Annotated in this window: 2 protein-coding genes; both read right to left on the bottom strand. The window is 65.3% G+C overall.

Translation table 11 applies throughout. The features are described 5' to 3' along the window. Positions 1-420, bottom strand: a 420-nt coding sequence (locus tag EN884_RS21670; protein ID WP_128360728.1) for an invasion associated locus B family protein, incomplete at its 3' end; no start/stop codon positions are given. A gap of 35 nt (positions 421-455) precedes the next feature. Further along, positions 456-6,185, bottom strand: a 5,730-nt coding sequence (locus tag EN884_RS40165) for an autotransporter outer membrane beta-barrel domain-containing protein (protein WP_164895095.1), incomplete at its 5' end; no start/stop codon positions are given.

The raw sequence follows: 6,185 nt of genomic DNA, 5'->3' as shown, positions 1-6,185 counted from the left end.
CGGCACCAGACAGCCGACGACCTGGCAGGTGTTGAACGCCAGGCTGCCGTCCAGCTTCTGATCGTCGATGGTCAGGCTCACCCCCTTGGCCAGCGCCAGGCCGAACGGCAGCGCAAGCGTTCCCGTGGCATCCTCGCCGGTCTTGCTCGACAGCTCGATCGCCAGCAGGCGCTGATTGTTTTGCTTGTTGAATTGCTGATGCGACAGGCTGCAGGTTTTGGTCGCGCCTGATATCTGGCAATTGACCGTCCAGTCGCCGTGGGTTTCGGACAGTGCCGACGCGCCACCGGGCAACTGCGGCGCATCGGCGGCAGCCGGTGCCGCGACCGCCTTGTCGCTCTTGGTTTGCGCCGCCGCGGCCGGCACACCGACGGTGCAGGCAACACCCAGCATCGCCACGAAATACGCGAACTTCCTCATCAAGACCCCTCCCGCCCGGCTCCGCCTCGGGCCAGCTAGAAGCTGACCTTGAGAGACGCGCTGATCGCGTTCTGTTTAACCGTTTCGCCGAAGGCGCCATTATATCTGACGGACATGCCGACGCCATTGACGCCATTCAGTTCAAGGCCGGCGCCGACCCGATAGAGCGGCGAATCGACGGCCTCCGTCAAGTGCAATGCGGGGTTGCCAGGCAGATTCTCCGCCGCCGCGAAGCGACCTTCGATTTCCCACTCCTTGTTGGAAAACTCCGCCCCGGCCTTGCCGTAGACGCGAAGGCTGGCAATGTCGCTGAGCGCGATGTCGGTGCCGATCTCGATTGCAGGGGTTGCAGAATAGTAGGTGTTGGCCGAGCCATCGAAGTTGAAGGCGGCGACCGAACCCTCCTCCGTGCCTGAGACACGCAGCCAGCGCGCGTCGAACTGCACTGTCGGCTGCAGATAGAAGGCGCCCATCTCCCGGGTGAAACCCAACCGCGCCGAGCCGCCGAACATCGCGGTCTTCTGTGTGTAGGTGACGCTGCTGCCGATGCCAGGCAGCATTACCTCGTCGAGATAATCACCCGCCAACGTTTCGCCCGGAATGTAGAATGCCGGGTCGATATGGGTGTCGCGTTCGCCCTTGAACGAGCCCGTGCCGCCACCGAGTGCAAAGTCCACGAAGTAATTCTTGTTGGTATATTTGGCCAGCGCATAGGCCTGCCAGGCCTCACCGGTGGTCTCCGACAGCAGGTCTCCATTGAAGCCGATCTTGGAATCGAACTCTGTGCGGCCGATCGTGGCACCAAGCGACCAGTTCTGGCCGATCTCGCCAATGCCGCCAAGCGACATCGTCTTCAGGACGTCGTCGCGGCTTGTAGTGCCAGCGCCCGCGTCGCGGCTGTACTCGGCCTGCGGGCTGATCGTTGCCCAGACGCAGCGGCCGTCGGGATTCTTGTAGGCAGGCACGCCAGTACACTCACGCGCCGCTTCCAGCATCATGTCGGCTTCGCGGTTGATCATGTTGAACGTATGCACGGCATAATGCGGTGTGAGCCGGGTCAATGCTGCACCCAGTTCCTCTTCATTGGGCAGGAAGCGCAGCATGTTGATCAGCCTGGCCATCGGGTTGTCCGGGGTCGATGCTGCCTCGACATCGTCAAGGTACTGCGCCATCTGGAACACGCCGGGATCGGTGGTGCCGGACCCCGGATCCTGCGCCAGTTCCAGGAATGTCGGGTTGTCGGCGTAAAGAACGAGATCGGTGCCGCCATCCACCCGGAACTGGAAGTTGAAGCCCACTGCCGGATGCAAGGTCTTCGCTGCTATGCCGGAGTCGGTCATCCCCGAGCCATTGGCGACCACATATTCTGTGAACAGCTTATCGATCGACAGGAAATTCAGCGGCGCTTCGCCGTTGAAGTCACCGGCCGCCGTTAGTGCCAGGGCATCCGTGATCTGGTTGTTGAGATCCACATCGGTGACGAAATCGCCGGAGAGGTTTTGTTTGAAGCCGCCGCCGACATCCACCTTCGCCACCACGCCGATGCCCTGGTTGGTATAGAGCCCGTCATTGGTGAACAGCCCGCCGCCGAGATCGATGGTTTTCAGTCCGACCATCGAGGCATCGGCAAAATTGTGGAAGCTGTTGTCGCCGCCGCCGAGATCGATGTTGCCGATGACGCGTCCCAGCGTGTCGCCCAGCCGCGAATTGTCGACATGGTCATCACCCGACGTGCCGGTAATGGCCAGCGGACTGAAATCGTCGAGCAGCGATTCCAGGATCGCATTGGTCGGCACGACGGGACCGGGCGCCAACAGGAAGGTCTGGAATGCCTGGATATCCGCTGCCTGGATCTCGAATGTCGGCGTCGCTCCCATTGCGTAGAGCAGGCTGTGGTTGGTCAGCGCGTTGTTGGCGCCGCCGACGAGCATGGCGGCAACGCCGGTTCCGGCACCGCCAATCGTGTAATGACCGTTGAGATTGATGGTGATGTTGCCTTTCGCGCCGTTGGCTGTGCTTTCGCCGTAGGCGGCCACGGAACCAGCACCCTGCGCGAACAGGCTGTCGCCCGCGGTCAGCGTAACCGCGTGCGCGTCGCCGATGCCGGTCGCGCTCTGTCCGAACATGGCATACGAGCTCGCACCCTTGACCCAGACCTGGCTCATGGCCGTCGCCGTCGCCGCCGCGGCATCGCCGATGCCACCGCCGGAACCGGCAGCGCCGGCGGAGAGCGTGCCGGCCAGGCCGCCGCCGCCGCCCACCGCCTGGGCCACGATGCCGTGCGCCCGCTCGCCATCGGTGACGATCTCGCCGTCCTGCTGGATGGTCACCGTGCCGCCATTGCCCTTGGCACCCGCAAATGTGTTGAAGCCGATGGTGTTGTTGTCGATGCCGCTGCCGCCATCCGCCGTGGCGCCGAAGCGCCCGAAGCCGGCGCCGCCGATGCCGCCGCCGCCGCCGACCGACTGAGCGATGATGGCGACCGCATCGACACCATGCGTGGTGATGGTGCCGGTGCGGATCACGGTCACGTCGCCGCCATCGCCGCCATTGCCGCCAAGGCCGCCGATGCCGAGCGCGTTCGAGGTTTTACCTTTTGCGTCGCCGCCGACACCGCCGCCGCCGCCCACCGACTGCGCCACGACGCCATGCGCGCGGGCGCCGAAGGTTTCGATCGATCCGGAAACCTCAACCCTCACATCTCCGCCATCGCCGCCGTTGCCGCCCTTGCCGCCCAGGCTGAGGGCAAAAGAGTCGGACCCGGCGAAGTCGGACGAAACCGTGCCGCCATATCCGCCACCGCCGCCGATGGACTGGGCGAAGATGCCGTATGACCCATCCTTGTGTGTGATGATCTCGCCATCGTTGGTGACGGTGACCTTGCCACCATCGGCCTCGTTGTCGGGGTCGTTGGGGTCGCCGACCACCGGGATCGGAATCCCGTTGGGTATGCTGGCACCGCCACCGATTGTCATGTCTGCTTCCGATGCGCCGGTCGCGGCACCCGAGGCACCACCGCCACCGCCGATCGACTGCGCAAAAATGCCGTGCGAGATATAGCCCAGTGTTTCAATCTTGCCGAAGTTGTTGACCTCGACCTCACCGCCGATGCTGCCACTGCCGCCTTGGCCGCCAATATACATGGTAACGGCCGTCTCGGCCTTACCGGTCTCCGTCGAGCCAGCGCCACCCGCACCACCGCCGCCGCCCACCGACTGTGCGAAGATGCCGTGCGAGTTGTCGTCCTGCGTCAGGATCGAACCGCTCTGGAAGTTCTGGACGTGAACCTTGTCGCTGGTACCGCCAGCGCCGCCGGCGCCGCCGAGGCTCAGCGTGATGGCGATCTTCGAGTCGGTGGATGACGTGCCGGACGCGCCGCCGACGCCACCGGAGCCGCCGATCGACTGCGCCAGGATGCCGTGGGAATTGGCCTTGTCGGTCTGGATTATGCCGCTGTTTTCGACATTGACCTTGCCGCCGTTGCCGCCGACCTCACCCGAGCCGCCAAGCGACAGGTTTACCGCGACTTCACCGCCATCGCTCTTGCCCTTGCTTTCGCCGGCACCACCTGCGCCGCCGCCGCCACCGACCGACTGCGCGAAGATGCCTATCGAGCGCTCCTGCTTGGTCCATATCGTTGCGCCGGCCATATTGACGACATCGACCTGGTTGCCATTGCCGCCCTTGCCACCCGCACCGCCAAGCGAGCCGCCGATTGCGTAAGTGCCAAGCACGCCAGAGCTGGACGAGCCGCCGACACCGCCGCCGCCACCGATCGAATTGGCGCTGATGCCATAGGAATCGGCGCCGTCCGTGACGATCAGATTGCGGTTGGTCACCGAAACCGTGCCGCCATTGCCGGCGCCGCCGGCACCGAGGGCGATCGCCGCGCCGATACCGACCGAAGTCTCGCCAGCATCGCCTGGGCCGACGATATCCTCTTTGGTCGAAGCCGAGCCGCCGCCGCCGCCACCGCCGCCGATGGACATGGCGAGGATGCCGACCGAGTTGAACCCGCTTGTGCGGATCTCGCCCGAATTATCGACTGCGACACCGACCTTGCCATCGAAACAAGTGGCATTGCCACCGGCGTCCGCGGCACAGGCGGCATCGTTGCCTTCGCCGCCATTGCCGCCGATGCTGACATTTGCGGTAACGCTCGTGCCGGCGGTGCCGCCGACGTGGAAGGCCTGCGTGTTTGTCGCACCGCCCATGCCGCCACCGCCGCCGATCGATTGGGCAACAATGCCGGACGAATAGTCGCCGTCGGTGGTCAAATTGGCGGAATTCGTAACATCCACGGCACCGGACTTGTTGCCTGTGCCACCCGCCCCGCCGACACCAACGTTGACGGCGACGTTGACGCCGTTTTCTGTACCGAGATCGGCCGTCGCGCCATTGGTCGCTCCGCCGTTGCCGCCGCCGCCGCCGATCGACTGGGCAACGATCGCGGCGCTCATGTCCCCACCCGTCTTGATCGTCATGGCGTTGTGAACGGCGACATCGCCGCTGATGTTGCCCTTGCCGCCGCCGCCACCGATGGTGACTGTCGCATTGATGCTGGCGTTGACCCCGAAGCCGCCTGCAGCTCCCCAGGAATCGCCGCCATTGCCGCCGCTACCGGCCACCGATTGCGCGAGGATGCCGATCGCGTTGGCGCCTTTGGTAACGATGCTGCCGCCGCCATTCATGCCGCTGTCGACGATGACGAGGTCGCTCTTGCCACCGTCGCCACCCCAGCCACCAACAGTGACACCGAGTGAAACGCTGACCCCCGTGCTGGCTGCACCCGAAATCGTGGCAGCGCGGCCGCCATTGCCGCCGCCGCCGCCGATGGACTGGGCAACGATGCCGCCGGAACCGGCTGCGTCGGTGTCGGCAATCAGGTTGCCATCAGCCCGAACCGTTACCTTTCCACCATTGCCTCCGTTGCCGCCCTCGCCACCCACGGCAACCCCGACCGAAGCGGACACGTAGAGACCAGCGCTGACCGCGCCTGAATAAGCCGAACCGCCGTTGCCGCCACTGCCACCGACCGATTGCGCAAGGATGGCCTTCGAGCCCATGCCGCCGACATGAATGTCACCTTTGTGGGTGACCGTGACCTGGTTGCTGAGATTGCCATCGCCGCCACCGCCGCCGATCGCCACGGAAGCGGCGCCGAACAGACCGACGGCAAACGTTCCGACAGATCCGCCATTGCCGCCACCGCCGCCGACCGACTGGGCGAGAATGCCGTGTGAGAGGGAGCCCACGGTCGTGATGTTGCTGGTGTTCTTGACCTCTACCTCGCCGGCCGCGCCGCCGGCCCCGCCTTTGCCACCGATGCCGACCGCGGCAAAGGCGCCGGCCGCCATCGCAAACCCGCCGTCGCCGCCCGAGCCGCCGACCGACTGCGCGAAGATGCCGATCGACATATCCTTGTCCGTGCTGATCAGGCCTGTGTTTTCGACATAGACCTTCTTGCTCCCGCCGCCCGACGCGCCATCGCCGCCAAGCGAGAAGGACGGCCCGCCAACCGAGACGGCAAATCCGCCTGAGCCGCCACCGCCGCCGATCGACTGCGCCAGGATGCCATGAGACTGGACACCTTCGGTGTGTACCGCCGCGCCATTGGTGACATCGACGGTCCAGCCCGTGCCGCCGCCACCTCCCTTGCCACCGATTGTGACGTTGGCGCCGAGGCCGGCGGAAGCCGTGCCGCCGCCATTGCCGCCGCCGCCGCCGATCGACTGGGCGATGATACCCGTGGAGCGGTCACCAAG

Source organism: Mesorhizobium sp. M7A.F.Ca.AU.001.01.1.1, assembly GCF_004022735.1.
Classification (GTDB): domain Bacteria; phylum Pseudomonadota; class Alphaproteobacteria; order Rhizobiales; family Rhizobiaceae; genus Mesorhizobium; species Mesorhizobium ciceri.
The sequence above is the reverse complement of the archived record's forward strand: the minus strand, read 5'-3'. Positions and strand labels throughout refer to the sequence as shown.